Genomic DNA, 23,155 nt, shown 5'->3' with positions numbered 1-23,155 from the left:
GTGGAACCGGCTGCCGTTGGCGCCGACGAACCGGTGTGTCCACGGCCCTTCGGTGAGGACACAGGACTCGTCGACGGCCCCCACGGCGTCGCCGCGCACGGCCTCGCCGGCGGTGGGCTCGCCGTACTGCGGGCCCGGCCAGGTCGACGGGTGCGGGGGTGGGGCGGTCGTGCGGGGCGGCTCCGGCGGTCGGGCCGGCGCCGGCACCCTGCCGGTGGTCGGCGCCGCCATGGGCTCCGGCCGGGCCGGGGCGCCGTTGGCCGGCGCCGCACCGGCCAGGGCGGCGCGTCCCCGGCGGTCGACGGCCGGCCGGGCGCCCGGCCCGTCGGGCGTGTCGTGACCGGTGGCCTGGGCCCGCGCCCGGGCGACCGTCTCCGCCCGTTCCAGCCGCGCCCGCGCGCCCAGGGTGCGGCCGGGCAGCCGGACGTCGCCGCGGGAGAGCTGGGCGACGAACCAGGCCGGCAGGTAGCCCTCGACGGGCAGGCCGGGGTTCACCGCCAGCCACCATTCGTGGTTGGGCCAGCCGGCGGCCAGGTCGGCGTACGTGGTGCGGCGGCTGGAGCCGGCGCTCTCCCCGAGGCACGCCCGCATGGCCGCGGCGGAGGTGAACGCCAGCACATGGGTGCGACCGCCGGTGGTCCAGGTGCCCCAGCCCATCGGCGCCTTCCCGGCCAGCGCCTCGGCGGAGACCGGCAGCAGCAGCTCCGTCTGGGCCAGGATGCGGAAGTAGAGCTGCTGGTCGTTGGCGCGCAACGCGTCCCGCATCGCCGCCTCGGCGTCGGTGGCCGGCTCCCATTCGGTCACGGCCACCCCTCCTCCCGCGAACAGGCCATAGGCATCGCGTACAACCTACAAGGTAGTAACAAGATCACAATGGCTGGCCGGGCGGCGGTCCGCGCCGTCGCGCCGGAGGCGCTAACATCCCGTCCCGGAGTCGACACGATACGGAGGCGGTCGATGTCCCGGTCCCCCGCGCGCCCACTCCTGGCTGCCCTGACGGCGACTCTGCTGACCGCCGCACCCGCCGCCCCGGCGGCCGCCGCGGGTTCGACCCGGGCCGCCGCGGAACCGGTCGCCGCCGGCCGGTCCGGTCCCGCCGCGCTCACCGCGCGGGCGGCCCCCGGCTGCCCGTCACCGCTGGCCCCGGTCCGGCCGGTGCCCGCACCCCCCTGGCCCCAGCAGCGGTACGCGCCGGAGCGGCTGGCGCCGCTGGCCACCGGGGCCGGGGTGACGGTCGCGGTGATCGACTCCGGGGTGGACCGCCGGCATCCGCAACTGGCCGGCCGGGTCCTCGACGGCACCGACCTGCTCGACCCGGGTGGCGACGGCAGCCGGGACTGCGCCGGTCACGGCACCGGCGTGGCGAGCATCATCGCCGCCGGCCCCCGCGACGGCGTGGCGTTCCACGGGCTCGCCCCGGGGGCCCGGATCCTGCCGGTGCGGGTCAGCGAGCAGCAGGTCGTCGAGGGGCGGGAGTCGGGGCGCACGGTCAGCGCCGAGGACTTCGCCCGCGCCATCCGCTGGGCCGTCGACCACGATGCCGACGTGCTCAACCTCTCCGTCGTGCTCTACGCGGACAACCCGGCGGTGCGGGCCGCGATCGGCCACGCGGTCGAGCAGGACGTGGTCGTGGTGGCTGCCGCCGGCAACCTGCACGACAGCGGCGACCCCCGGCCCTACCCGGCCGCGTACGACGGGGTGCTCGGGGTGGGCGCGATCGGGGCGGACGGGGCGCGCGCCGCGTTCTCCCAGACCGGCTCGTACGTCGACCTGGTCGCCCCGGGCAGTGACGTGCTGATGGCCGCCCCCGGCCAGGGCCACCACCGGGCCGAGGGGACCAGCTACGCGGCGCCCTTCGTGGCGGCGACGGCCGCGTTGCTGCGGCAGTACCGGCCGGAGCTGACCGCGGCGCAGGTGGCGCAGCGGATCGTGGCCACCGCCGACCCCGCCCCAGGCGGCGGGCGGGGCGGCGGGTACGGCGCGGGGGTGCTGAACCCGTACCGGGCGGTCACCGAGACCGGTGGCGGGGCACCGGAGCGCCCGCGCCCGGCCACCGCGCTCGCCGACGACCGGGCCGATCCGGCACTGGTCGCGCAGCAGGCCCGCCGCGCGACGGCCCGGGACCGGGCGCTGCTGGTGGCCGGGGTCACCGGGGCGGTCGTGGCGGTGGCGGCGCTGCTGGCGCTGGTCGTGCCGCGCGGCACCCGCCGTCGCTGGCAGCCCGCCGGCCCGCTCTGAGGCGGGCCGCCCCGGAGGGACCCGTCGAACGACGATGGTGGCGTCGACCGGTCAGGGTCGGCGCCACCATCGCGCGGGGCTCACTGGAACAGGCCGACGTTCTTCTTCTCCGTGTCGAGATAGTCGGCCGCGGAGTCGTCGACCGCGAGCTTGATGTCGCGCAGCATGGCCTGCAGGTCCTGCGAGGCGGAACGCCAGCGGGTCTGCCGCTGCTCGTACGCCTGCCGGGCCTCGCCGGACCAGCTCGCGACGAGCGGGGCAGCGTCGCGTTCGAGCTGGCCGAGCTGCGAGTCGAGCGTGTTCAGCGCCCTCTGGATGTCGGCGCTCGCCTGCTGCAACGCGGCGAAGTTGACGACCAGCACACCGTGGTCCATCAGATGTCTCCTCCCCCGAGACCGGGTCAGAGCGGCAGCTGGATGCCGCCGCGGTTGGTGGTGGACACGCGGCTGGCGGCCTCGCTGTCCGAGACGTCGTACTGCTGGCCCGCCGTGCGGATGGCGCCGGCGGTCTCCCGCAGCGCCCGCTGAAGCGTCGCCTGGTCCTGCCCCCACTGCTGCTTGACCTGCTCGAAGGAGCGCCCACCGGCGCCTCGCCAGGCCTGCTGCAACACCTCCAGCTGGGCCATCAGACTGCTCAGCATGGACTGCAAGGACTGGTCGACCTGCTCGAACTTCCCGGCGGTCTGCTGCATCACCGCTGCTTCTGCCTGGGTCTGGGACACCCCGGACGTCACCTCGTCTCCTCGGTCGTGGCTGGCCGTCGGCACGCCCGCTTACCGGGCGCCCCGCTCGCGCCGCCCGGATGTCGAGCACGGCGGGCGCGGGGTCAGCAAAACTCGTCGCTGACGGTAGCCGCCCGGTCGCGGTTCTGCTACCCCGTCGGTATCCCCTGTGGACAACCGCGCTCCCCGTTCCCCGCGCCCGCCCTTACGATGGGCGGCGTCGATGTCGCGGGGAGTGACCGGTCGAGGAGGCGCGGTGACGGTGACGACCACCACGGGCCCGGCCCTGCCCGCGACGCCAGCGGTCGCCGCCGCCGGACCGGTTCCGCCCGCCCCGGCCGGTCCCGGAGCGGGCGCTCCGGGGCCTCGCGCCGTCCCGCCACCACAGTGGATCCCGGCCACCCGGCGGCGGACGGCCGGCGTCCGGGCCGGTCAGGTCGTCGCCGCGCAGGTCGCCGTGGCCGCCCTGGTCGCGGCCGTCGGCCGGGGCGCGCTCGCGACCCTGGCCGCCGTGGCGGTGGCCGCGCTGCTGCTGCCCGCGGCATGGGTGCGGCTGCGGGGGCGCTGGCTCTTCGAGTGGCTGGCCACCGGCCTCGGCTACGCGACCCGCCGCCGCGCGCTGCCCCCGGCCACCGGCCCGGCGGCCCTGCTGGACCTGGTCGACCCGGGCGCGGTCGTCCGCCCCGCCGAGCTGGCCGGCACGCCGGCCGCCGTGCTCGACGACGCCGCCGGCATGGTCGCCCTGCTGGAGGTCGGCGACCCGGCCGACCTGCTCGGCGACGGCCCCCGCGCGCTGCCCCTCCCGGCGTCCCTGCTGTCCGCGGCCGCGCCGGACGGGCCGCCGGTCCGGCTCCAGCTCCTGCTGACGGGCGCGCCGGCACCGACGGTCGGCGCGGGCGGCGGCACGGTCGCCACGTCCTACCGGCAGCTCACCGACGGGCGGCTCGCCGGCCTGGAACGGGCCGTTCTCGCCGTGCGGGTGCTCCGTGCCGAGGGCTGGACCAGCGAGGAGCTGCGGCGGGCGCTCTCCGGCACGGTACGCCGGATCGTGCGCCGCCTCGGCGCGGTGCCCGCCCGCCCGCTGGGCGAGCACGCGACGCTGCGCGTGCTGGCGGAGCTGGCCCACCACGACGACCACCCGGCGCGGGAGTCCTGGCAGGCGGTGCGGGCCGGCGATCTGCTCCAGACCACGTTCCGGCTGCTCCGCTGGCCCGACGCGGGCACCGACGCCGGCCGGCGGCTGGCGCCCCGGCTGCTCGCGCTGCCCGCGACGGCGACCACGGTCTCGCTCTGCGCGGGGCCGTGGGCGGGCGCCGACCCCGCGGCGGCGCCGACCGAGTTGGCCGTACGGCTGGCCGCCGCCACCCCGGCGGAGCTCTCGGTCGCCGCCCAGGCCCTGCGCCGGCTGGTCGGTGAGGCGGGCGGCGAGGTGCACCGGCTCGACGGCGCGCAGCTCGTCGGGCTGGCCGCCACGCTGCCGCTCGCGGCGGCGGACGCGCCGGGGCCGGGGCCGGCGCCCGACGGGCTGGAGCTGACCGTCGGCGAGGCGGGCCTGATGGTCGGCACGAACCGGCACGGCGGCGCGGTGACCGTCCGGCTGTTCCGGCCGGAGGGCACGAGGGTGATGCTCGTCGGCGGGGTACGCGCGGCGCAGCTCGTGGTGCTGCGGGCCATGGCGCTCGGCGCCCGGGTGGTGGTGCAGACGGCGCGCCCCCGCAGCTGGGAGCCGTTCGTGCGGGGCGTCGGCACCCCGGGCGCGATGATCCCGCTGCTTCCGCCGGGCCGGCCGGTGGACGGCGGGCCGGGCTCGCCGCTGTGCCCGCTGCTGGTGGTCGTCGACGCCGGCTCGACGCCGGCCGACCCGGAACCGGGTCCCCCGTGGCGGGCCACGCTGCTGGTACGCGACGAGCTGACCCCGGCGGACGCCGACGCGCTGGGGCGGGCCGACCTGGCGGTCCTGCAACCGCTCGACCCGGCCGAGGCCGCCCTGGCCGGCGCCGCGCTGGGCCTCGGCGGCTCGGCGGAGTGGCTGACCCGTATCCGGGACGACATGGTCGCGGTGGTCAACCGGCGGGCGTTGCGCTGGGCGCTGCTCTCGCCCACCCCGATCGAGTCGCAGCTCATCGGCCGCCCCGCCCGCCGCTGACCACTCCGTGCCCCCGGCCCGCGCCGGCCGGATCGGCCCGCGCCGATTGGGTCAGCCCACGCCCGCCGGGTCGGCCCGTGCCCGCCGGGCCAGCTCACGCCGGCCGCGATCCGCCCGTCTCGCGGGTTCCGCGGGTGGCGGGTCCGTGGCACGATCCCGGCCATGGGTTTCCTCAAGGGGCTGCTGATCCGGCTGGGCAGCACGGCGCTGGCCTTCTGGCTGGCCACGCTGCTCATCCCGGGCATCACGCTGGACTCGGAATCCGCCGTCGAGGCGGTCACCACGCTGCTCCTCGTCGCGGTGATCTTCGGCGTGGTCAACGCGGTGCTCCAACCGATCATCAAGACCGTCGGCTGCGGCTTCTACCTGCTGACCCTCGGGCTGATCGCGCTGGTGGTCAACGGGCTGCTGTTCCTGCTCACGAGCTGGATCGCCGACCAGGCCGGGCTGCCGTTCCACGTCGACAGCTTCTGGCCGGAGGCGGTGCTCGGCGCGCTCTTCGTCGGCATCGTCACCTGGATCCTCGGCGCCGTCCTCGACCGGGACTGACCCGCTGCGCCGCCCGGGGCCGACCAGATCCCGGGAATTGGCTGCCGAGCGGCGCGGGTCGCCGGGCTAGCGTCACCGGGGTGACGACCCTGACCCGCGGCGACGGCTACCTGCTCAGCACCGATCCGGACCGGATCGACCTGGACCGCGTGCACCACTGGCTCTCCACCGACGCGTACTGGGCGATCGGGCGGGACCGGGAGACGGTGACGCGCGCGTTCGCCGGGTCGCTGCCGTTCGGGGTCTACCGCCCCGGTGACGGGCGGCAGGTCGCGGTCGCCCGGGTGGTCACCGACGGGGCCACCTTCGCCTGGCTCTGCGACGTCTACGTCGACCCCGCGGAGCGGGGCCGGGGGCTGGGCACCTGGCTGGCCGGCGCGGTCCGCGACCACCTCGCCGGCCTCGGCGTACGCCGGATCCTGCTGGCCACCTTCGACGCCCACGAGGTGTACGCGAAGGTCGGCTTCGCCCCGATGACGGATCCGCACCGCTGGATGCAACTCGACCAGCGGGAACAACCCGTGAGCCCGGTCACCGGCAAGGATCCGGGTGGCCAGTCGCCCCTTACGGTGGAGGCGTGACGCCACTTCGCCTCGGCTACCTCTACGGCTTCGGTGCGTACCTGCTCTGGGGCTTCTTCCCGCTCTACCTGAAGCTGCTGCGCCCGGCCGGGCCGATGGAGATCCTGGCCCACCGGATCGTCTGGTCGGTGGCGTTCGTCGCCCTCCTGCTGGCCACGATGCGCAACGTGGGCTTCCTGCGGGCGCTGCTGCGCCGGCCCCGCGCGCTGGCCGGCATCGGCGCGGCCGCCGCGCTCATCGCGGTCAACTGGGGCACCTACATCTACGGCGTCAACTCCGACCGGGTGGTGGAGACGGCCCTCGGCTACTTCATCAACCCGCTGGTGGTGGTGCTGCTGGGCGTCACCGTGCTGCGCGAGCGGCTGCGCCCCGCGCAGTGGGCGGCGCTGGGCATCGGCGGGCTGGCCGTGGCCGTGCTGACCGTCGACTACGGCCGGTTGCCCTACCTGGCGCTGGTGCTGGCGCTCAGCTTCGCCGGCTACGGTCTGGTCAAGAAGCGGCTCGGCCTGCCCGCCGCGGAGGGACTCTTCGTCGAGTCGGCGGTGCTGGCGCTGCCCGCGCTGGCGTACCTGGGTTGGCTGACCGCCGACGGCGACGCCACCTTCGGGCACGTCTCGGTCGGGCACACCGCGCTGCTGGTGTCGGCCGGCGCGGCGACCGCGATCCCGCTGCTGCTCTTCGCCGGGGCGGCGAACCGGCTCCCGCTCACCGGGCTCGGCATGCTCCAGTACCTCGCCCCGATCCTCCAGCTCGGCTGCGGGGTGCTGATCTTCCACGAGCCGATGCCGCCGGCCCGGCTGGCCGGCTTCGCCCTGGTCTGGGCCGCGCTGATCGTCTTCACCGTCGACGCCCTCCGCAACTCCCGCCGCGCCCGTGCCCGCGCCCGCGCCGCGGCCCCGGCGCCCGCCCCGGCGTAGCGCCGGCCGACGCGACCGGCGCGCCGGGGCACGGGTGTGCGCGACCGGCGCGCCGGGGCACGGTGTGCGCGTCCCCGGCGAGCCGGGCCGGCCCGACGGCGCGGGTCAGCCGCGCTGGCCGAGCGCGGCGGCGGACGGCTCGCTTACGCCCGGTCCGGCCCCGGTGCCGGCGGGACCGGCGGGCGGCGGCCCGGCCCGTCCGGCCGGCGGGTGGTCGGCGGGCGGGACGAGGAAGGCCGGCCGGCGGGCGTTCGTGAGCCACCGCAGCGCCCACTCGACCGGGCCGTAGCGGAACCGGCGCAGCCAGAGCGCGCTCACGACCAACTGGACCGCGAACACCGTCACCGCGAAGGCGACGAGCGCCAGCGGGGAGAACGTGCCGGCGAGCCCGAGACCGACGCCGGTGAAGGCGGCCAGGCCGGCCACCGACTGGCCGAGGTAGTTGGTGAGGGCCATCCGGCCGGCCGGGGCGAGCGCGGCCCGGACCGCCGCCGCACGCGGGTTGTGCATGATCCGCAGCAGCGTCGCCACGTACGCGGCGGCCAGCAGCGGCGCCGTCGCGACGCTCGCCGCCACCCCGAGGGAGTTGCCGTTGCCGCCGCTGGCGGTGTAGACGACCGAGCCGAGCAGCCCGACCGGGAACCCGACCCACTGGATCCGGCGCAGCACCGGCTCGCCACCGGTGACCCGGGCCAGCCACTGCCGGCGCCCGGCGACCATGCCGACCAGGAACATGCCCAGCGCGGTCGGGCCCTGCATGGACGCCGCCTGGAGCAGCAGCAGCGGCAGGCCGGCGAGGTGCTCCCCGATGACGGCCTCCCAGCCGCCGCGCAGCGCCCGCGTCGCCTCCTCACCGTTGGCCAGCGCCTCGGCCTCTCCCGGCAGGAACGCCGAGCGGTCCACGAGGAGCGCGCCGGCGACCGCACTGACCACCACGAGGGCGTAGAGGACCACCGCGATCCGGATCGCGGTGCGGTCCCGCACGTCACGCAGCAGGAGCAGCACCAGGCACGCCACCGCGTACGTGACGAGCACGTCACCGCCGTAGAGGAAGACGGTGTGCAGGGCGCCGATGACGAAGAGACCGGCGACGCGGCGGAGCATGCGCGCCGAGAAGGCGGCCCCGGCCCGGCGCGCCGCCGCCATCTGGAGCGTGAAGCTGTATCCGAAGAGGAACGAGAAGAGCACGTAGAACTTCATGTCGACGAAGACGGAGGAGAGCACGCGCACGGCGTGGTCGAGCCCGGAGTCGAAGTCGGGGTCGGTCACCAGGTTCCCCGGATAGCCGGAGGCCATGAAGGTGACGTTGACGACGAATATCCCGAACAGCGCGAATCCCCGTACCGCGTCGACGTCGAGGACCCGCCGCACCGCGCTCTGTGTAGTCACAATCCACCCTACTCGTGATCTGCGTATGAGATACAAAGTACGCCGTACAGAGTTGCCGAGATCTAGAGTGAGCACAAGACCCCCGGGCGGAGGACGAGGAGATTTCGACGTGGCGCAACAGCCGCTGCCCCCCGTGGTGGCCCGGATGTGGGGCCGCGAGGCCACCCCCCGGCACGGCCCCCGTCCCAGCCTCGACCTGGGCCGGATCGTCGACGCCGCGATCCGGATCGCCGACCGCGAGGGCCTGGAGGGGGTGACGATGAGCAGCGTCGCCAACGAGGTCGGGATGGCGACGATGTCCCTGTACCGCTACGTCGGCAGCAAGGACGAGCTGTTGACCGTGATGGCGGACGCCGCCGTGCCCGAACCACCCGTCCTCGACGGGCAGCCGTGGCGCGACTACCTGACCGTCTGGACCCGGGCCAACCGGGACTTCCTGCTCGCCCGGCCCTGGCTGCTGGCGCTCGGCCAGCACACCCCGCCCGCCGGGCCCCGGGCGCTGCGGTGGCTCGACCGCGCGCTCGCCGCGCTCGCCGGCACCGGGCTCGGTCACGGCGAACGGCTCAACATCGTGACCACCCTGACCGGCTACGCCACCCGGCAGGCGTCCCTGGCCCACGCCCTCAACGGCGCGGCCGGCGCGATCTCCGGGCTGGCCGACTACGGCCGCGTCCTCGCCGAGGTCGTCGACCCGGACGGTTATCCGGAACTGGCCGCCGCCCTGCGCGCGAACGCGTTCGGCGACGCCGAACAGTGGATCGACGACGCTGACTTCACCTTCGGGCTCGACCTGCTCCTCGACGGCATCCAGGCGCTCGTCGCGCGGCAGGGCGCGGCCGGGGGCGTCACGGGATCGGGTAGGTGAGCAGCGGGGGCCCGTCGGCGCGGTGCAGGGTGATGCGGACCAGTTCGGCGTCGGTGAAGCGGGTCGCGCCGGTGATCCGCAGGTCATCGCCGGGAGCGGCAAGCCAGGAGGCGACCTGCTCCGTCGCGCCGTCCCGGCCGTGGGCCACCAGCCGGAAGGCGTACGCCTTGGCGTAGCCCGCCCTGGCGTCGTACCCGCAGCGCATCCGCACCTCGGTGCCCCAGTCGGTGCCGGTCAGGGCGATCTCGGCGTGCACCGGCACGGTGCCGGCCACCGGCTCCATGGCGACCATCCGCACCTCCCCCGGGGGCGGGGCGACCGCCTCGCGGGGCAGCAGGGCGGCCGTGCCGACGCCGACGACCAGGGCCAACGCGGCGGCGGCGAGGGCGGTGAGGGCGTACCGGCGACGGGCGGCCGACCGTTCGCGGCGGCGGCGCTCGCGGGCGGCGGTGAGCAGCTCGGGCACCCGGGGGTTCTCCGGCGGCGGCACGAACTGCTCCAGGCCGGCCGGGTCGAGCCGGCCGAGCAGGCCGGGCAGGACGGCGATCTCGGCGACCGCCTGGCGACAGGCGGCGCAGCCGGCGAGGTGCCGCTCGTACGCCGCCCGCTCGGCGGGAGCCAGCGCACCCAGCACGTACGCGCCGTCGTCGTGCGCGAACTCGCACCGGGTCATCCGGTCACCCCCATCTCGGCAAGGACCAACCGTAGTGAGCGCAGGGCGTAGTGCGTCCGCGACTTCACGGTGCCCGGCGGCACGCCCAGCCGGGAGGCCGCCTCCGCCACCGACCGGCCCTGGTAGAAGCACTCCACCAGCACCTCCCGGTGGGTGGGGCTGAGCCGGTTCAGCGCCTCGGCGACGGTCCAGGCCTCCACCGCGCGCTCCGCCTCGTCGACGGTCTCCGGGGGCTCGGGCAGCTCGTCCGTGAAGACCTCGCCGACCCGGCTGGAGCGGCGCCGCCAGGCGTCGATGGCCAGGTTGCGGGCGGTGGTGAAGAGCCAGGCGCGGACCGAGCCGCGCGTCGGATCGAGCGACTCCGGGTGCCGCCAGGCCCGCAGCAGCGTCTCCTGCACCAGGTCCTCGGCCCGCTGCCGGTCGCCGTTGACGAGGCGCAGGGCGTGCGCGTACAGCGCCTCCGCGTGCTCGTCGTGCAGCGCGCGGAGCAGTTGGGCGTCGTGGTCGCTGATGGCGGTCTCCTCGCTCTCGGGCGCGAGTCCGGCGGTGGCGTTCGCACGGGAATACGCGCGGTCGCCGCGATCGGTTCAGCCGCAGGTCATCGTGGCCGTCCCGGCGCAGGTGTTCACGCCCGGTTCACGCCGCCGCCGACGCCCGCTCACCGCGTCCTCCTACCGTCCGGCGGGTACGCACGCCAGCGGCTGTCCGGCGTGCACCGACCCCTCCAGGAGGCTCCTTCCATGAGCGACCGTCCCCGGCTGCTCCCGTTGCTGGGCGCCACCCGCCACGGCAGCCGCGACGCCATGACCTGTCTCTACCGGTGCGGCAACGCCTGCGACCACCCGGTGCCGAACACCTCCGACAACGCGTACTTCGGTGACGTGGTGGGCGCGGAGGTCTCCCGGCGCGGCGTGGTCCGGGCCGGCGCGGTCGGCGCGCTGGTCCTCGGCTTCGGTGGCGCGGCGGCCGGCGCGCTGGCCGCCGGCTTCGGCCGTCCGGCCGGCGGCGTCGGCAGCGGCGCCCTGACCTTCAAGCCGGTCCCGCCCAACACCCTGGACAGCCTCGTCGTCCCCAACGGGTACGACCACGCGGTCGTCATCCGCTGGGGCGATCCCGTCGTCCCCGGCGCGCCCGAGTTCGACCTGCACGGTCAGACCGCCGCCGCGCAGGCCAAGCAGTTCGGCTACAACAACGACTTCGTGGGGGTGCTGCCGCTGGACGGTCGCGGCCGGCGGGCGCTGCTCGTGGTCAACCACGAGTACACCAACGAGGACCTGATGTTCCCCGGCTTCACCAGCCAGGACGCCCTCTCCGTGGAGCAGCTCCGGATCGCCATGGCCGCGCACGGCATGTCCGTGGTGGAGCTGGAGCGGGTGGACGGCACCGGGCAGTGGCGGCCGGTGGCGGCCGGCCGGCGGCCGTACAACCGGCGGATCACCGCGCTCGCCACGAAGTTCGAGCTGACCGGCCCGGCCGCCGGCTCGGACCACCTGAAGACCGCCGCCGACCCGAAGGGTCGTACGGTCGTCGGCACGTTGAACAACTGCGCCGGCGGGGTGACCCCGTGGGGCACCGTGCTCTCCGGCGAGGAGAACTTCAACCAGTACTTCGTCGGCGGCGACGCGGTGGTCGCCGAGCTGAAGCCGAGGCTGGCCCGCTACGGCATCACCACCACCGCCCGCTACCCGAGCGGCAGCCGCAAGTGGGAGCGCGCCGACGAACGGTTCGACCTGGCGAAGCACCCGAACGAGGCGAACCGGTTCGGCTGGATCGTGGAGATCGACCCGTTCGACCCGGAGAGCCGCCCGCGCAAGCACACCGCGCTGGGCCGGTTCAAGCACGAGGGCGCGAACGTCATCGTCGCGAAGAGCGGGCACGTGGTCGCGTACATGGGCGACGACGAGCGGTTCGACTACCTCTACAAGTTCGTCTCCGACAAGAAGTTCATGAAGGGCAACTCCTGGGTCGCCCGCCGGCACAACCTCACCCTGCTGGAGTCGGGCACCCTCTACGTCGCCGAGCTGAAGCAGAGCAGCGCCGGCGAGATCGACGGTTCCGGCAAGCTCCCCGCCGACGGCGCGTTCAACGGCCGGGGCCGCTGGATCAAGCTGGTCAGCGGCAACCGCTCGTACGTCGACGGGATGACCGCCGCCGACGTGCTGACCTTCACCCGGCTCGCCGGCGACAAGGTCGGGGCGACCAAGATGGACCGCCCCGAGGACGTCGAGCCGAGCCTGCTCACCGGCAAGGTGTACGTGGCGCTGACCAACAACACCGACCGGGGCAAGGCCGAGAAGCCGGCCGCCGACGAGGCGAACCCGCGCAACCTCAACAAGCACGGCCAGGTGCTGGAGCTCATCGAGGACGGCGGCGACAACTCCGCCGAGACGTTCGCCTGGTCGCTGCCGATCGTCTGCGGCGACCCGGCCGACCCGTCGACCTACTTCTCCGGGTACGACAAGACGAAGGTCTCCCCGATCTCCTGCCCGGACAACGTGGCGTTCGACGCCACGGGGAACCTCTGGATCTCCACCGACGGCAACGCGCTGGGCAGCAACGACGGCCTCTTCGCGACCGCCGTCGAGGGGCCGGAACGGGGCCACCTCAAGCAGTTCCTGACCGTGCCGGTGGGCGCGGAGGCCTGCGGCCCGTTCATCACCGGCGACAACCGCTCGGTCTTCGTGGCGGTGCAGCACCCCGGTGAGATCAGCGGGGCGTCGGTCGAGAAGCCGGCGTCGAACTGGCCGGACGGCGACTACGCCAAGCCCGGCGTGGTGGTGACCTGGCGTCTGGACGGCGGGCCGATCGGCAGCTGACTCCTCCTCGGGCGGTCCGGCGCCGGGGGCCCTCGCCCAACCGGGTGAGGGCCCCCGGTCGTTTCCGTCCGGACACCGCCCCGCGGCGCGGCCGGGTCAGCTGTCGGCGGCCAGGCAGTCGGCGATCGTCCGGGCGACGGTGAGCAGCTTCGCCCGGACCACCCGGGCGGAGGTCATCATCTCGCCGGCCGGCAGCGCGCAGGCCAGCACCACCCGGCGCTCCATGTCCTTGTCGGGGCTGACCAGCACGGCGGCGCAGGCCACGCCCTGCCGGAACTGGCCCAACTCCAACTGCATGCCCCGCCGGTCGCCGGCGGCCAGGTCGGCCTCGAACGCCTCGGGGGTGGTCAGGGTGGCCGAGGTGAACGGGCGCATGCCGTATTCCCGCAGGTAGCGGAAGCGCTGCTCGGCCGTCAGCGTGGCGAGCAGGGCCTTGCCCAGGGCGGTCGCGTGCGCCCCCTCGTCGAACCCGGGCACCATGTCCTCCAGGTACGGCGAGCGGGGCCCCTCGGCGACGGCCGTGACCGCCACCTGGCCGCCCACGAACCGACCCAGGTAGTGGCTGTAGCCGGTGTCCAGGGCGGCCCGGCGCAGGCTCTCGCCGACCGCCGGCGGCCCCCGGAACGCCGTCACCAGCTCGCGGTAGCGGTCGGCCACCTCCAGACCCACGATGTACGTGCCGTCCTCGCGCCGGATCACGTAGCCCTCGTAGGCCAGGGTGCGGACCAGGTGGTAGGTCGTCGCCACGGTCAGCTCACACCGACGGGCGATCTGCTTGACGGTCAGCCCCTTCGGGGCACGACCGACCGACTCGAGCACTCGTAGCGCGCGGGACACGCTCCGGATGAGGTCCGAAGGTTCCGCCAAGGGGTCGCGCACAACCACCTCCGCCGCCGGGGACTTACACCATATGAAAAACAGGCCCGGTGCGAAATGCCCGTTCGGATGGAGGATGCCAGATCATCACGAACCGTGCGTACCCCTGCCGCCACGATCCGTGACCCGAAACGGGCTCGGGTAGCTTGGCCGAGCCATGACCAGCACCGCACTCGACCCCGCTCCGGGCGTCACCCCGCCCCGCCCCGCGCGTGCCGCCGCCGGCGCCGTCGCGGTCACCATCGCGTCCGTCCTGCCGGTCTTCCTGGTCGGCGGGCTCGCCGTGCAGATGGGCGACGACCTCGGCTTCTCCCCCGCCGGGCTCGGGCTGGCCGTCTCCGTCTACTTCGGGGTCGGCGCGCTGGCGTCGGTGCCGTCCGGGCGGCTCGTCGAGCGGTACGGGCCGGCCGTGGTGGCCCGCAGCGCCATCCTGCTCTCCGCCGGGGCGATGCTCGCCGTCGCCGCCCTCGCCCGGTCGTACGCCGTGCTGGTCGGGCTGCTGGCGCTCGGCGCCGCCGCCAACGCCCTCGGCCAGCTCGCCAGCAACGCCGCGCTGGCTCGGCACGTGCCGGCGCGGCGGCAGGGGCTGTCGTTCGGGGTGAAGCAGGCCGCCATCCCCGTCTCCACCCTGCTCGCCGGTGCGGCGGTGCCGACGGTCGCGCTGACCGCCGGCTGGCGCTGGGCCTTCGTGGCGGCCGCGGGCGCGGCCCTGGCGGCGCTGCCGGCCGTACCCGCCCGGGAGCCCCGCCCGGACCGGACGACCACGCCCACCCGGGCCGGGCGTGCCACCGCGGCCCTGCTGGTGGTCGGGGCCGCCGCGATGCTCGCCGCGGCCGCCGCGAACGCGCTGGGCACCTTCGTGGTGGACTCCGCCGTCGACCGGGGACTGACGCCCGGGCTGGCCGGACTGACCCTGACCCTCGGCAGCGCGGTCTGCGTCGTCGCACGGGTCGGTGCCGGCTGGCTCGCGGACCGGCGCGCCACCGGTCACGTGGCCGTCATCGCCGGCATGCTCGTGCTCGGCGCGGGCGGGCTGGGCCTGCTCGCGGCGGCCGGCCCGGCGCCGCTGGTCCTCGGCGTGGTGCTCGGCTTCGGCCTGGGCTGGGCGTGGCCCGGGCTGATGACATTCGCGGTGGTCCGGCTGCATCCGCAGGCCCCGGCCACCGCCACCTCGATCACCCAGACCGGGGTGTACGCGGGCGGCTGCCTCGGCCCGCTGGGGCTCGGCGCGGTGGCCGCCCACGCCGGCTACCCGGCGATGTGGCTGACCGCCGCAGCGGCGATGCTGGCCGCCGCAGCCCTGATGCTCACCGGCAGCCGGCTGCTCACCCGCCGGTGACCGGGCCGGGCGACCCTCGGCCCGGCACCACGGGCACGAGTGACCGGCCGGGCCGGTCGCGCCCCACGCGGGGCGGGCCGGGGTGTCAGCTGGTGCGGTCGGCGATGTAGTCGCAGAGGGATTCGAGGGCGCGGCGGGCCGGGCCCTGCGGGAGCGGCGCGAGCTGCTCCCGGGCCTCCTCGGCGTAGCTGCGGACGGTCTCCCGGGCCCGCTTGAGCGCCGGGCTCTCGCGGAGCAGGCCGAGAGCCTCGGCGTGCAAATCGTCGTCGGTCAGCGGGCCGGTGGCCAGGATCTCCCGCAGCCGCACCGAGGCGGCGTCGGCGTCGTCCGAGCCGAGCGCGTAGAGCACCGGCAGGGTCGGCACGCCCTCACGCAGGTCGGTGCCGGGCGTCTTGCCCGACTCCACCGACTCGGAGGCGATGTCGAGCAGGTCGTCGGAGAGTTGGAAGGCCACGCCGATGGTCTCGCCGTAGCCGGCCAGGGCCTCGATGTGCTCCGGCGAGGCGCCGCCGAACATGCCGCCGAAACGGGCCGAGGTGGCGATCAGCGAGCCGGTCTTGCCGGCGATCACGTCGAGGTAGTGGGCCACCGGGTCGTCCCCGGGACGGGGGCCGACGGTCTCGGCGATCTGGCCGTGCACCAGCCGGGCGAAGGTGCGCGCCTGCAGGCGTACGGCCTCGATGCCCAGGTCGGCGGCGATGTCGGCGGCGCGGGCGAAGAGGTAGTCGCCGACGAGGATGGCGACCGAGTTGGTCCACCGGGAGTTGGCGCTCGGCGCGCCCCGGCGCACGGCGGCCTCGTCCATCACGTCGTCGTGGTAGAGCGTCGCCAGGTGGGTGAGCTCCATCACCACCGCGGCGGGCACGACCTGGGCGTTGGTCGGGTCGCCGAACTGCGCGCCCAGCGCCACCAGCAGCGGGCGGAACCGCTTGCCGCCGGCCTCCACGAGGTGCCGGGCGGCCTCCGTGACGAACGGGTCGGCGCTGGCCACACTGGCCCGCAGCTCGGCCTCGACGCTCTCCAGCAGGCCCAGCACGGACGCCTCGACGCGGGGGTCGGCGAGATAGAGGCCGAGCGCGCCGAACTGACTCGTGCTCACCCTGGTCCGACGGCCGCCGGACCCGGGGGCACCTGAACGCTCGCCAGCCGGATTCACCACGCCATCAACCATGCCACACCCCTCCGACCTGCCCGGGACGGGGGATACGGCGCGGGGGCGACACCGAGGACCAGGGTGGCGATCACGCCGATCATCAGCGCGGCGGAGGTCAGCCCGCCGGGCACGGCCACGGTGGGGGTCGACTCGCCCGGCTCGGAGAGCCACATCATCACCACGACCCGCAGGTACGGGAAGGCCAGCACCATGCTGGTCAGCACGCCGGCGATCACCAGCCACGCCTGCCCGCCGTCGAGCGCCGGGCCGAAGACCGCGAACTTGCTCGTGAAGCCGCTGGTCAGCGGGATGCCGGCGAAGGCGAGCAGGATGAAGGTGAAGATCCCGGCGTAGAACGGCGAGCGCCGCCCCAGCCCCGCCCAGCGGGACAGGTGGGTGGCCTCCCCGTCGGCGTCGCGCACCAGGGTCACCACGGCGAACGCGGCGAGCACCGAGAAGCCGTACGCGACCAGGTAGAACATCGTCCCGGAGACGCCGTCGGCGCTCGGCGCCAGCACGCCGACCAGCAGGTAGCCGGCGTTCGCGATCGAGGAGTACGCCAGCAGCCGCTTGATGTCGGTCTGGGTCACCGCCAGCACCGCGCCGATCAGCATGGTCAGCACCGCCACCGCGCCGAGGACCGGGGTGAAGTCCCACCGGGCCCCGTCGAAGGCGACGTGGAACACCCGCAGCAGGGCGCCGAACGCGGCCACCTTGGTGCAGGCGGCCATGAAGGCGGTGACCGGGGTCGGCGCGCCCTGGTAGACGTCCGGCGTCCAGACGTGGAACGGGGCGGCCGCGGCCTTGAAGAGCAGGCCGATGGCGAGCAGCGCCATGCCGGCGAAGAGCAGCACCGGGCTGGCCGGGGAGTCCGCGACGGCGGCGTGGACGGTGGCGAAGTCGACGCCCGCCGGCCGGCCCGGGATGCCCGAGGTGAAGCCGTACACCAGGGCCACGCCGAACAGGAAGAAGGCCGAGGCGTACGCGCCGAGCATGAAGTACTTCAGCGCGGCCTCCTGGCTCAGCAGGCGCCGGCGACGGGCCAGCGCGCAGAGCAGGTACAGCGGCAGCGAGAAGACCTCGAGCGCGATGAACATGGTCAGCAGGTCGTTCGCCGCCACGAAGATCAGCATGCCGCCGATCGCGAACGTGGTCAGCGGGTAGACCTCGGTGAGGCCGTTCTTGCCCTCGGCCTGCCGCCGGTCGTCGGCCGACTCGGCGGTGACCGCGGCCTGGGCGACGAACGCCCCGCCCCGCTCCACCGAGCGCTCGCCGATGAGCAGCAGCGCCATCGCGGCGAGCACCAGGATCGCGCCCTGGAGGAAGAGCGTCGGCCCGTCCACCGCGATCGCCCCGCCGATGGTGATCGACCGCTCGTCGGCCGCCAGCACCACCATGGTCAGCGCGGCGAGCACCGCCAGCAGGGCCAGCGACAGCTGCACCACGTGCCGGAGCCGGCGGGGCACGAACGCCTCGACCAGCACGCCGAGCAGCGCGGCGCCCAGCATGATCAGAGTCGGCGCGAGCGCCGCGTAGTCGATCGACGGCAGTTTCAGCTCGGTCACTGCGCAAACCTTTCGTTCGCGACTGCGGGGCTCGCGAGCTCACGCCTCGCGCTCACTTTGCCGCCTCCTGGACGGTGCCGCCCGAGGTCGGGGCGGGGTCGGTCCGGCCGACGTCCTGCATGGTCGCCTGCACGGCCGGGTTGATCACGTCGGTCACCGGCTTCGGGTAGAAGCCGAGCAGCACGATCAGCGCGATCAGCGGGGCGACCACGAACTTCTCGCGCAGGTTGAGGTCGCGCCGCATGCCGTCGACCTCGGTCAGCGCCGGGTTGAGCGTGCCCTGCGTGGTGCGCTGCACCATCCACAGCACGTACGCGGCGGCCAGGATGATGCCGAGCGTCGCGATCACCGCGACCGGCTTGTTCACCGTGAACGTGCCGATCAGCACCAGGAACTCGGAGACGAACGGCGCGGTGCCGGGCAGCGCGAGCGAGGCCAGACCGGCGAAGAAGAGCACTCCGGCCAGGATCGGCACCAGCTTGCCGGCGCCGCCGAAGTCGCTGATCAGGGCCGAGCCGCGCCGGGCGATGAGCATGCCCACCACCAGGAAGAGCAGGCCGGTGGCGAGCCCGTGGTTGACCATGTAGAGCACGGCGCCGGTGCCCGCCTGCGTGGTGAAGGCGAAGATGCCCACGCCGATGAAGCCGAAGTGCGCGATCGACGTGTACGACACCAGCCGCTTGAGGTCGTTCTGGCCCACCGCCAGCAGCGCGGCGTAGATGATGCCGATCAGGCCCAGCGCCAGCGCCCACGGGGCGAACCACTTGGCCGCGTCCGGGAACAGCGGCAGGCAGTAGCGCAGGATGCCGAAGGTGCCGACCTTGTCGAGCACGCCGACGAGCAGCGCCGCCGCGCCGGCCGGGGCCGCGCCACCGGCGTCCGGCAGCCAGGTGTGGAACGGGAAGAACGGCGCCTTGATCGCGAACGCGAGGAAGAAGCCGAGGAAGAGCCAGCGCTCCGTGCCCGTGGAGATGTCCACCTGGGACAGCGCCTGCCAGTCGAAGGTCTTCCCGCCGACCACCCAGAGGCCGATCACCGCGGCGAGCATGAACAGACCGCCGACCAGGGAGTAGAGGAAGAACTTCACCGCCGCGTACTGCCGCTGGTGGCCGCCGTAGCTGCCGATGAGGAAGTACATCGGCACCAGCATGACCTCGAAGAACACATAGAACAGGAACACGTCGGCGGCGGCGAAGACGCCGATCATCGTGCACTCGAGGACGAGCAGCAGCGCGAAGTAGACCGGCACCGACCGCTTCGACGACTCGGCGTCGTGCCAGGACGCCAGGATCACCAGCGGCACCAGCACCGCGATCAGCATCAGCATGACCAGCGCGATGCCGTCGGCGGCGAAGGTGAAGTTGACGCCCCAGTTCGGGATCCACGCGTAGGACTCGCGGAACTGGAAGCGGTCACCGCCGACCTTGAAGGTCACCCACATGACCACCGACAGCGCCAGCACCAGCAGCGACCAGCCGAGCGCCACCTGCTTGGCCAGCTCCGGCCGGCTGCGCGGCAGGAAGGCCACCACCAGGGCGCCGACCAGCGGTGCCACGGTGAGCACCGAGAGGAACGGGAAGTCGGACATTATGCGGCCTTACCTCCGTCGTCACTGCGCGGTCCGCCGACGACGGCCGCCTGGAAGAGGTCGATCACGCCAGCCACCCCGCCTCGACGGCCAGGAACGCCGCCACCACCAGCAGCGCGCCGGTCAGGATCGAGGTGGCGTACGACCGGACGAAGCCGGTCTGGAGCCGCCGGAGCCGACCGGAGCCGCCGCCGACCGCCGCGGCGAGGCCGTTGACCAGCCCGTCCACGCCCCGGTTGTCCAGGTAGACCAGCGCCCGGGTGAGGAAGATGCCCGGCTTCTCGAAGACCGCCTCGTTGAACGCGTCGGTGTAGAGGTTGCGCCGGGCGGCGGTGACCAGCACCCCGGCCGGCTGCGGCGCGGTGGCCGTGCCGCCCCGGAACAGGAACCAGGCCAGGCCCGCGCCGACCACGGTCACCAGCAGTGAGAGCACGGTGATCACGGTGTGCGAGAGCACCGCGTGGTGGCCCTCCTCCTGGCCGCCCAGCCCCGCGGTGGCCTCCAGCCAGTCCGGCACCGAGGTGGCGAGCAGGAAACCCGCCCCGACCGAGCCCACGGCGAGGAGGATCAGCGGGATGGTCATGAGCTTCGGCGACTCGTGCGGGTGCGCGATGTCCTCCGTCCAGCGCTTCGGCCCGTGGAAGGTGAGCACGAAGAGCCGGGTCATGTAGAACGCGGTGAGCCCGGCGCCGAGCAGCGCTGCCATGCCGAAGAGCCAGGCCGTCCAGTCCTCCCGCTCGAACGCGGCCACGATGATCGGCTCCTTCGAGAAGAAGCCGGAGAACGGGAACATGCCGATGATGGCGAGCCAGCCCATCATGAAGGTGATCCAGGTGATCTTCATGTGCTTCGACAGCCCGCCGAAGCGGCGGATGTCGACCTGGTCGTTCATCCCGTGCATGACCGAGCCGGCGCCGAGGAACATGTTCGCCTTGAAGAAGCCGTGCGCCAGCAGGTGCACGATCGCCAGGGCGTACGCCGCGCCGCCGAGGCCGACGCCGAGGAACATGTAGCCGATCTGGCTCACCGTCGACCAGGCCAGCACCCGCTTGATGTCGTCCTTGGCCGCGCCGATGACGCAGCCGATCAGCAGGGTCAGCGCGCCGACGCTCACCACCACGAGCTGGAGGGTGGAGTTGGCCGAGAAGATCGGGTTGGACCGGGCGATCAGGTAGACGCCGGCGGTGACCATGGTGGCGGCGTGGATGAGCGCCGACACCGGGGTCGGGCCCTCCATCGCGTCCGGCAGCCACGCCTGGAGCGGGAACTGGCCGGACTTGCCGGTCGCGCCGAGCAGCAGCAGCAGGCCGAGCACCAGCACGGTGGTCGCGCCCAGCGCGCCGACGCCGTTGAAGACCTCGTCGTACTGCGTGGTGCCGAGGGTGGCGAACATGATGAAGATGCCGATCGCCAGGCCGGCGTCGCCGACCCGGTTCATCAGGAACGCCTTCTTGCCGGCCGTGGCGGCGCTCGGCCGCTCGTACCAGAACGAGATCAGCAGGTACGACGCCAGGCCGACGCCCTCCCAGCCGAAGTAGAGCATCACGTAGTTGTTGCCGAGCACCAGCAGGAGCATGGCGGCGACGAACAGGTTGAAGTACCCGAAAAACCGCCGCCGGCCCGCGTCGTGCGCCATGTACTCGACCGCGTAGAGGTGGATCAGGAAGCCCACCCCGGTGATCAGCAGCACGAAGACGGCGGCCAGCGGGTCGAAGAGCAGACCGAAGTCCACCCGCAGGTCGCCGACCGTGATGAAGTCCCAGAGGCTCAGCTCGACCGACTTGTTCTCCAGGCCGCGCAGCTGGAAGAAGTAGGTCAGGCCCAGCACGAACGCGGCGCCGATGGCCGCCACCCCGAGCCAGTGCCCCCAGCGGTCGGCCCGCCGGCCCAGCAGCAGCAGGATCGCCGCGCTGACCAGCGGGATCGCCACCAGCAGCCAGACGCTGCCCAGCAGCCCGTCCGCCGTCGCGTAGGCGATGGTGCCCGCCGGCTCAGCCGGGGCGTTCGTCAGAATCGTTCCCACCGCAGGACCCCTCAGTACTTCAGCAGGTTGGCGTCGTCGACGCTCGCGGAGCGCCGGGTCCGGAAGATCGCCATGATGATGGCGAGCCCGACCACGACCTCGGCCGCCGCCACCACCATCACGAAGAACGCCATGATCTGGCCGTTGAGGTCACCGTTGATCCGGCTGAAGGTGACCAGCGTCAGGTTGGCCGCGTTGAGCATCAGCTCGACGCACATGAACAGCACGATCGCGTTGCGTCGGATGAGCACGCCGACCGCGCCGATGGTGAACAGCACCGCGGCCAGCACCAGGTAGTAGTCGGGCGTCACTTGTCGGTCCCCTTCAGCGAGATCTCCCGGTCGGTGAGCTCGCGCACCGGCAGGATGTCCGGGGTGCTCCCCTCGGTCAGCCGGCCGTCGGGCAGGCGGGCCGGGGTGGCCACCGAGGAGGAGGTCGCGTAGACACCCGGGCCGGGCTTCGGGCCCGGGTAGTTGCCCGGGGCGAAACGCGCCCGCATGGTCGTCGGCTGGTCCATCTTGTCCTGCTTGCGCCGCTCGAGGTGCGCCAGCACCATCGCGCCGACCGCGGCGGTGATGAGCAGCGCCGAGGTCAGCTCGAAGGCGAAGACGTACTTGGTGAACAGCAGCCGGGCGATGCCCTGCACGTTGCCCTCGGCGTTGGCCTGCTCCAGGCCGACGGCCGTGGTGCCGTCCAGCGCGCGCCAGAGCCCGCCGCCGACGAGGCCGGCGAAGCCGAGCCCCAGCACCACCGCGGCGACCCGCTGCCCGCGGAGCGTCTCGATCAGCGAGTCCGAGGCGTCCCGGCCGACCAGCATCAGCACGAACAGGAACAGCATCATGATCGCGCCGGTGTAGACGATGATCTGCACCATGCCGATGAACGGCCCAGCCTGGAGCACGTAGAACACGCCCAGGCAGAGCATGGTCAGCACCAGCCAGAGCGCCGAGTGCACGGCGTTGCGCGCCGCGACCATCCCGATCGCCCCGATCAGCGCCAGCGGGGCCAGGATCCAGAAGGTGACCTGCTCCCCGCCGGAGACACCGCCCGCCGCGGCGAGCACCGTCTGCGTGGTCATGCTCCGTCCCCCTTGCCGGCCGCGGCCCGCTGGGCGTGCTGCTCGGCGCCGGGGAAGGTCACGCCGGGGTGCTCCTCCACCTGGTACCGGCCCGGGTTGTTGGCCGAGTGCTCGGCGCCGGCCGAGGTGCCCGGGTTGGTCAGCGCGCCGACGTAGTAGTCCTTCTCGCTGTCGCCCAGCCGCATCGGGTGCGGCGGCTGCTCCATGCCCGGCAGCAGCGGCGCGAGCAGCTGCTCCTTCGTGAAGATCAGGTCCTGCCGGCTGTCCCGGGCCAGCTCGTACTCGTTGCTCATGGTGAGCGAGCGGGTCGGGCAGGCCTCGATGCAGAGCCCGCAGAAGATGCACCGGGCGTAGTTGATCTGGTAGACGCTGGCGTACCGCTCACCCGGCGAGAAGCGCTGCTCGTCGGTGTTGTCGCCACCCTCGACGTAGATCGCGTCCGCCGGGCAGGCCCAGGCGCACAGCTCGCACCCGATGCACTTCTCCAGCCCGTCCGGGTGCCGGTTCAGGATGTGCCGCCCGTGGTAGCGCGGCGCCGAGACCGGCGGCTTGAACGGGTAGTCGGTGGTGACGACCTTCCTGAACATGTGCGAGAAGGTGACACCGAAGCCCTTGAACGTTCCGGTGATCGCGCCCAC

21 protein-coding genes and 1 pseudogene are annotated in these 23,155 nt (G+C 73.9%); 8 read left to right on the top strand and 14 right to left on the bottom strand.

Going from position 1 to position 23,155, the window contains the following annotated elements; translation table 11 throughout:
* Nucleotides 1-87: 87 nt before the first annotated feature.
* Nucleotides 88-804 (bottom strand): annotated as a pseudogene (locus tag ACSNOB_RS15095) (SseB family protein); the annotation flags it as partial.
* A 153-nt stretch (nt 805-957) separates the two neighbouring features.
* Here ACSNOB_RS15095 and mycP point away from each other — a divergent pair.
* The gene (mycP, locus tag ACSNOB_RS15090; RefSeq protein WP_436687207.1) at nt 958-2,238 is read left to right on the top strand and encodes a type VII secretion-associated serine protease mycosin; all 1,281 of its coding nucleotides are present in this window, start codon (nt 958-960) and stop codon (nt 2,236-2,238) included.
* Nucleotides 2,239-2,318: 80 nt separating this feature from the next.
* Here mycP and ACSNOB_RS15085 read toward each other — a convergent pair whose 3' ends face one another.
* A complete protein-coding gene (locus tag ACSNOB_RS15085) occupies nt 2,319-2,612 on the bottom strand; it encodes a WXG100 family type VII secretion target (RefSeq protein ID WP_393102063.1) in 294 nt (97 codons plus the stop codon).
* Nucleotides 2,613-2,638: 26 nt separating this feature from the next.
* Nucleotides 2,639-2,959 (bottom strand): WXG100 family type VII secretion target, encoded by a 321-nt coding sequence (locus ACSNOB_RS15080; RefSeq protein WP_393102062.1) that lies wholly within the window; start codon nt 2,957-2,959, stop codon nt 2,639-2,641.
* 256 nt (nt 2,960-3,215) lie between these two features.
* Here ACSNOB_RS15080 and eccE point away from each other — a divergent pair, with 256 nt between their 5' ends.
* The 4 genes from eccE (at nt 3,216) to rarD (ending at nt 7,152) form a co-directional block, all read left to right on the top strand.
* Nucleotides 3,216-5,105 (top strand): type VII secretion protein EccE, encoded by a 1,890-nt coding sequence (gene eccE, locus ACSNOB_RS15075; protein ID WP_436687206.1) that lies wholly within the window; start codon nt 3,216-3,218, stop codon nt 5,103-5,105.
* A gap of 162 nt (nt 5,106-5,267) precedes the next feature.
* The gene (locus tag ACSNOB_RS15070; RefSeq protein ID WP_393102061.1) at nt 5,268-5,654 is read left to right on the top strand and encodes a phage holin family protein; all 387 of its coding nucleotides are present in this window, start codon (nt 5,268-5,270) and stop codon (nt 5,652-5,654) included.
* 80 nt (nt 5,655-5,734) lie between these two features.
* Nucleotides 5,735-6,235 (top strand): GNAT family N-acetyltransferase, encoded by a 501-nt coding sequence (locus ACSNOB_RS15065; protein WP_436687205.1) that lies wholly within the window; start codon nt 5,735-5,737, stop codon nt 6,233-6,235.
* Nucleotides 6,232-7,152 (top strand): EamA family transporter RarD, encoded by a 921-nt coding sequence (rarD, locus tag ACSNOB_RS15060; protein ID WP_436687204.1) that lies wholly within the window; start codon nt 6,232-6,234, stop codon nt 7,150-7,152. The genes ACSNOB_RS15065 and rarD overlap by 4 nt, the downstream gene beginning before the upstream one ends.
* A gap of 105 nt (nt 7,153-7,257) precedes the next feature.
* Here the strand turns inward: rarD and ACSNOB_RS15055 are convergent, their stop codons facing one another.
* Entirely contained in the window at nt 7,258-8,541 is a 1,284-nt protein-coding gene (locus ACSNOB_RS15055; RefSeq protein WP_436687203.1) for a DUF418 domain-containing protein, read from the bottom strand.
* 109 nt (nt 8,542-8,650) lie between these two features.
* Between ACSNOB_RS15055 and ACSNOB_RS15050 the strand changes: the two genes are divergently transcribed.
* The gene (locus tag ACSNOB_RS15050) at nt 8,651-9,406 is read left to right on the top strand and encodes a TetR/AcrR family transcriptional regulator (RefSeq protein WP_436687202.1); all 756 of its coding nucleotides are present in this window, start codon (nt 8,651-8,653) and stop codon (nt 9,404-9,406) included.
* Here the strand turns inward: ACSNOB_RS15050 and ACSNOB_RS15045 are convergent.
* Together ACSNOB_RS15045 and ACSNOB_RS15040 are read right to left on the bottom strand one after the other, a co-directional pair.
* Nucleotides 9,387-10,079 carry an anti-sigma factor family protein gene (locus tag ACSNOB_RS15045; RefSeq protein WP_436687201.1) on the bottom strand — a complete coding sequence of 231 codons (693 nt, stop codon included), beginning with the start codon at nt 10,077-10,079 and terminating at the stop codon, nt 9,387-9,389. The two genes, ACSNOB_RS15050 and ACSNOB_RS15045, sit on opposite strands and share 20 nt — an antisense overlap.
* Nucleotides 10,076-10,570 carry a sigma-70 family RNA polymerase sigma factor gene (locus ACSNOB_RS15040; RefSeq protein WP_436687208.1) on the bottom strand — a complete coding sequence of 165 codons (495 nt, stop codon included), beginning with the start codon at nt 10,568-10,570 and terminating at the stop codon, nt 10,076-10,078. The genes ACSNOB_RS15045 and ACSNOB_RS15040 overlap by 4 nt, the downstream gene beginning before the upstream one ends.
* A gap of 249 nt (nt 10,571-10,819) precedes the next feature.
* On the opposite strand from ACSNOB_RS15040, the gene ACSNOB_RS15035 reads away from it, so the two are divergent.
* Nucleotides 10,820-12,895 carry a PhoX family protein gene (locus tag ACSNOB_RS15035; RefSeq protein WP_436687200.1) on the top strand — a complete coding sequence of 692 codons (2,076 nt, stop codon included), beginning with the start codon at nt 10,820-10,822 and terminating at the stop codon, nt 12,893-12,895.
* Nucleotides 12,896-12,991: 96 nt separating this feature from the next.
* Here ACSNOB_RS15035 and ACSNOB_RS15030 read toward each other — a convergent pair whose 3' ends face one another.
* Nucleotides 12,992-13,774 (bottom strand): IclR family transcriptional regulator, encoded by a 783-nt coding sequence (locus ACSNOB_RS15030; protein ID WP_436687199.1) that lies wholly within the window; start codon nt 13,772-13,774, stop codon nt 12,992-12,994.
* A 154-nt stretch (nt 13,775-13,928) separates the two neighbouring features.
* Between ACSNOB_RS15030 and ACSNOB_RS15025 the strand changes: the two genes are divergently transcribed.
* Nucleotides 13,929-15,110, top strand: a complete 1,182-nt coding sequence (locus ACSNOB_RS15025) for an MFS transporter (RefSeq protein ID WP_436687198.1) — start codon at nt 13,929-13,931, stop codon at nt 15,108-15,110.
* 85 nt (nt 15,111-15,195) lie between these two features.
* Here the strand turns inward: ACSNOB_RS15025 and ACSNOB_RS15020 are convergent, their stop codons facing one another.
* The 7 genes from ACSNOB_RS15020 to nuoI form a co-directional block, all read right to left on the bottom strand.
* Nucleotides 15,196-16,281, bottom strand: coding sequence for a polyprenyl synthetase family protein (locus ACSNOB_RS15020; protein WP_436687197.1), 1,086 nt, complete (start codon nt 16,279-16,281; stop codon nt 15,196-15,198).
* On the bottom strand, nt 16,263-17,828 hold the full coding sequence (gene nuoN, locus ACSNOB_RS15015) for an NADH-quinone oxidoreductase subunit NuoN (RefSeq protein ID WP_436687196.1): 1,566 nt from the start codon (nt 17,826-17,828) through the stop codon (nt 16,263-16,265). The genes ACSNOB_RS15020 and nuoN overlap by 19 nt, the downstream gene beginning before the upstream one ends.
* Nucleotides 17,829-17,880: 52 nt before the next feature.
* Nucleotides 17,881-19,416, bottom strand: a complete 1,536-nt coding sequence (locus tag ACSNOB_RS15010) for an NADH-quinone oxidoreductase subunit M (RefSeq protein ID WP_393102052.1) — start codon at nt 19,414-19,416, stop codon at nt 17,881-17,883.
* A gap of 64 nt (nt 19,417-19,480) precedes the next feature.
* Nucleotides 19,481-21,439: an NADH-quinone oxidoreductase subunit L gene (nuoL, locus tag ACSNOB_RS15005; protein ID WP_436687195.1), complete on the bottom strand. Its 1,959-nt coding sequence runs from the start codon at nt 21,437-21,439 to the stop codon at nt 19,481-19,483.
* 11 nt (nt 21,440-21,450) lie between these two features.
* A complete protein-coding gene (gene nuoK, locus ACSNOB_RS15000; protein ID WP_089002424.1) occupies nt 21,451-21,750 on the bottom strand; it encodes an NADH-quinone oxidoreductase subunit NuoK in 300 nt (99 codons plus the stop codon).
* The gene (locus ACSNOB_RS14995) at nt 21,747-22,517 is read right to left on the bottom strand and encodes an NADH-quinone oxidoreductase subunit J (protein WP_436687194.1); all 771 of its coding nucleotides are present in this window, start codon (nt 22,515-22,517) and stop codon (nt 21,747-21,749) included. The genes nuoK and ACSNOB_RS14995 overlap by 4 nt, the downstream gene beginning before the upstream one ends.
* Nucleotides 22,514-23,155, bottom strand: a complete 642-nt coding sequence (gene nuoI / locus ACSNOB_RS14990; RefSeq protein WP_393102049.1) for an NADH-quinone oxidoreductase subunit NuoI — start codon at nt 23,153-23,155, stop codon at nt 22,514-22,516. Before nuoI ends, ACSNOB_RS14995 begins: the two co-directional genes overlap by 4 nt.

This window comes from Micromonospora sp. URMC 106, from assembly GCF_051386395.1.
Classification (GTDB): Bacteria; Actinomycetota; Actinomycetes; order Mycobacteriales; family Micromonosporaceae; genus Micromonospora.
This window is presented reverse-complemented; position numbering and strand designations above follow the sequence as displayed.

Excerpts from the sequence above, each read along its gene's own strand:
- mycP (WP_436687207.1), top strand. The coding sequence starts at position 958 with ATGTCCCGGTCCCCCGCGCGCCCACTCCTGGCTGCCCTGACGGCGACT.
- ACSNOB_RS15085 (WP_393102063.1), bottom strand. The coding sequence starts at position 2,612 with ATGGACCACGGTGTGCTGGTCGTCAACTTCGCCGCGTTGCAGCAGGCG.
- ACSNOB_RS15070 (WP_393102061.1), top strand. The coding sequence starts at position 5,268 with ATGGGTTTCCTCAAGGGGCTGCTGATCCGGCTGGGCAGCACGGCGCTG.
- ACSNOB_RS15045 (WP_436687201.1), bottom strand. The coding sequence starts at position 10,079 with ATGACCCGGTGCGAGTTCGCGCACGACGACGGCGCGTACGTGCTGGGT.
- ACSNOB_RS15035 (WP_436687200.1), top strand. The coding sequence starts at position 10,820 with ATGAGCGACCGTCCCCGGCTGCTCCCGTTGCTGGGCGCCACCCGCCAC.
- ACSNOB_RS15025 (WP_436687198.1), top strand. The coding sequence starts at position 13,929 with ATGACCAGCACCGCACTCGACCCCGCTCCGGGCGTCACCCCGCCCCGC.
- ACSNOB_RS15020 (WP_436687197.1), bottom strand. The coding sequence starts at position 16,281 with ATGGTTGATGGCGTGGTGAATCCGGCTGGCGAGCGTTCAGGTGCCCCC.
- ACSNOB_RS15010 (WP_393102052.1), bottom strand. The coding sequence starts at position 19,416 with ATGTCCGACTTCCCGTTCCTCTCGGTGCTCACCGTGGCACCGCTGGTC.
- ACSNOB_RS14995 (WP_436687194.1), bottom strand. The coding sequence starts at position 22,517 with ATGACCACGCAGACGGTGCTCGCCGCGGCGGGCGGTGTCTCCGGCGGG.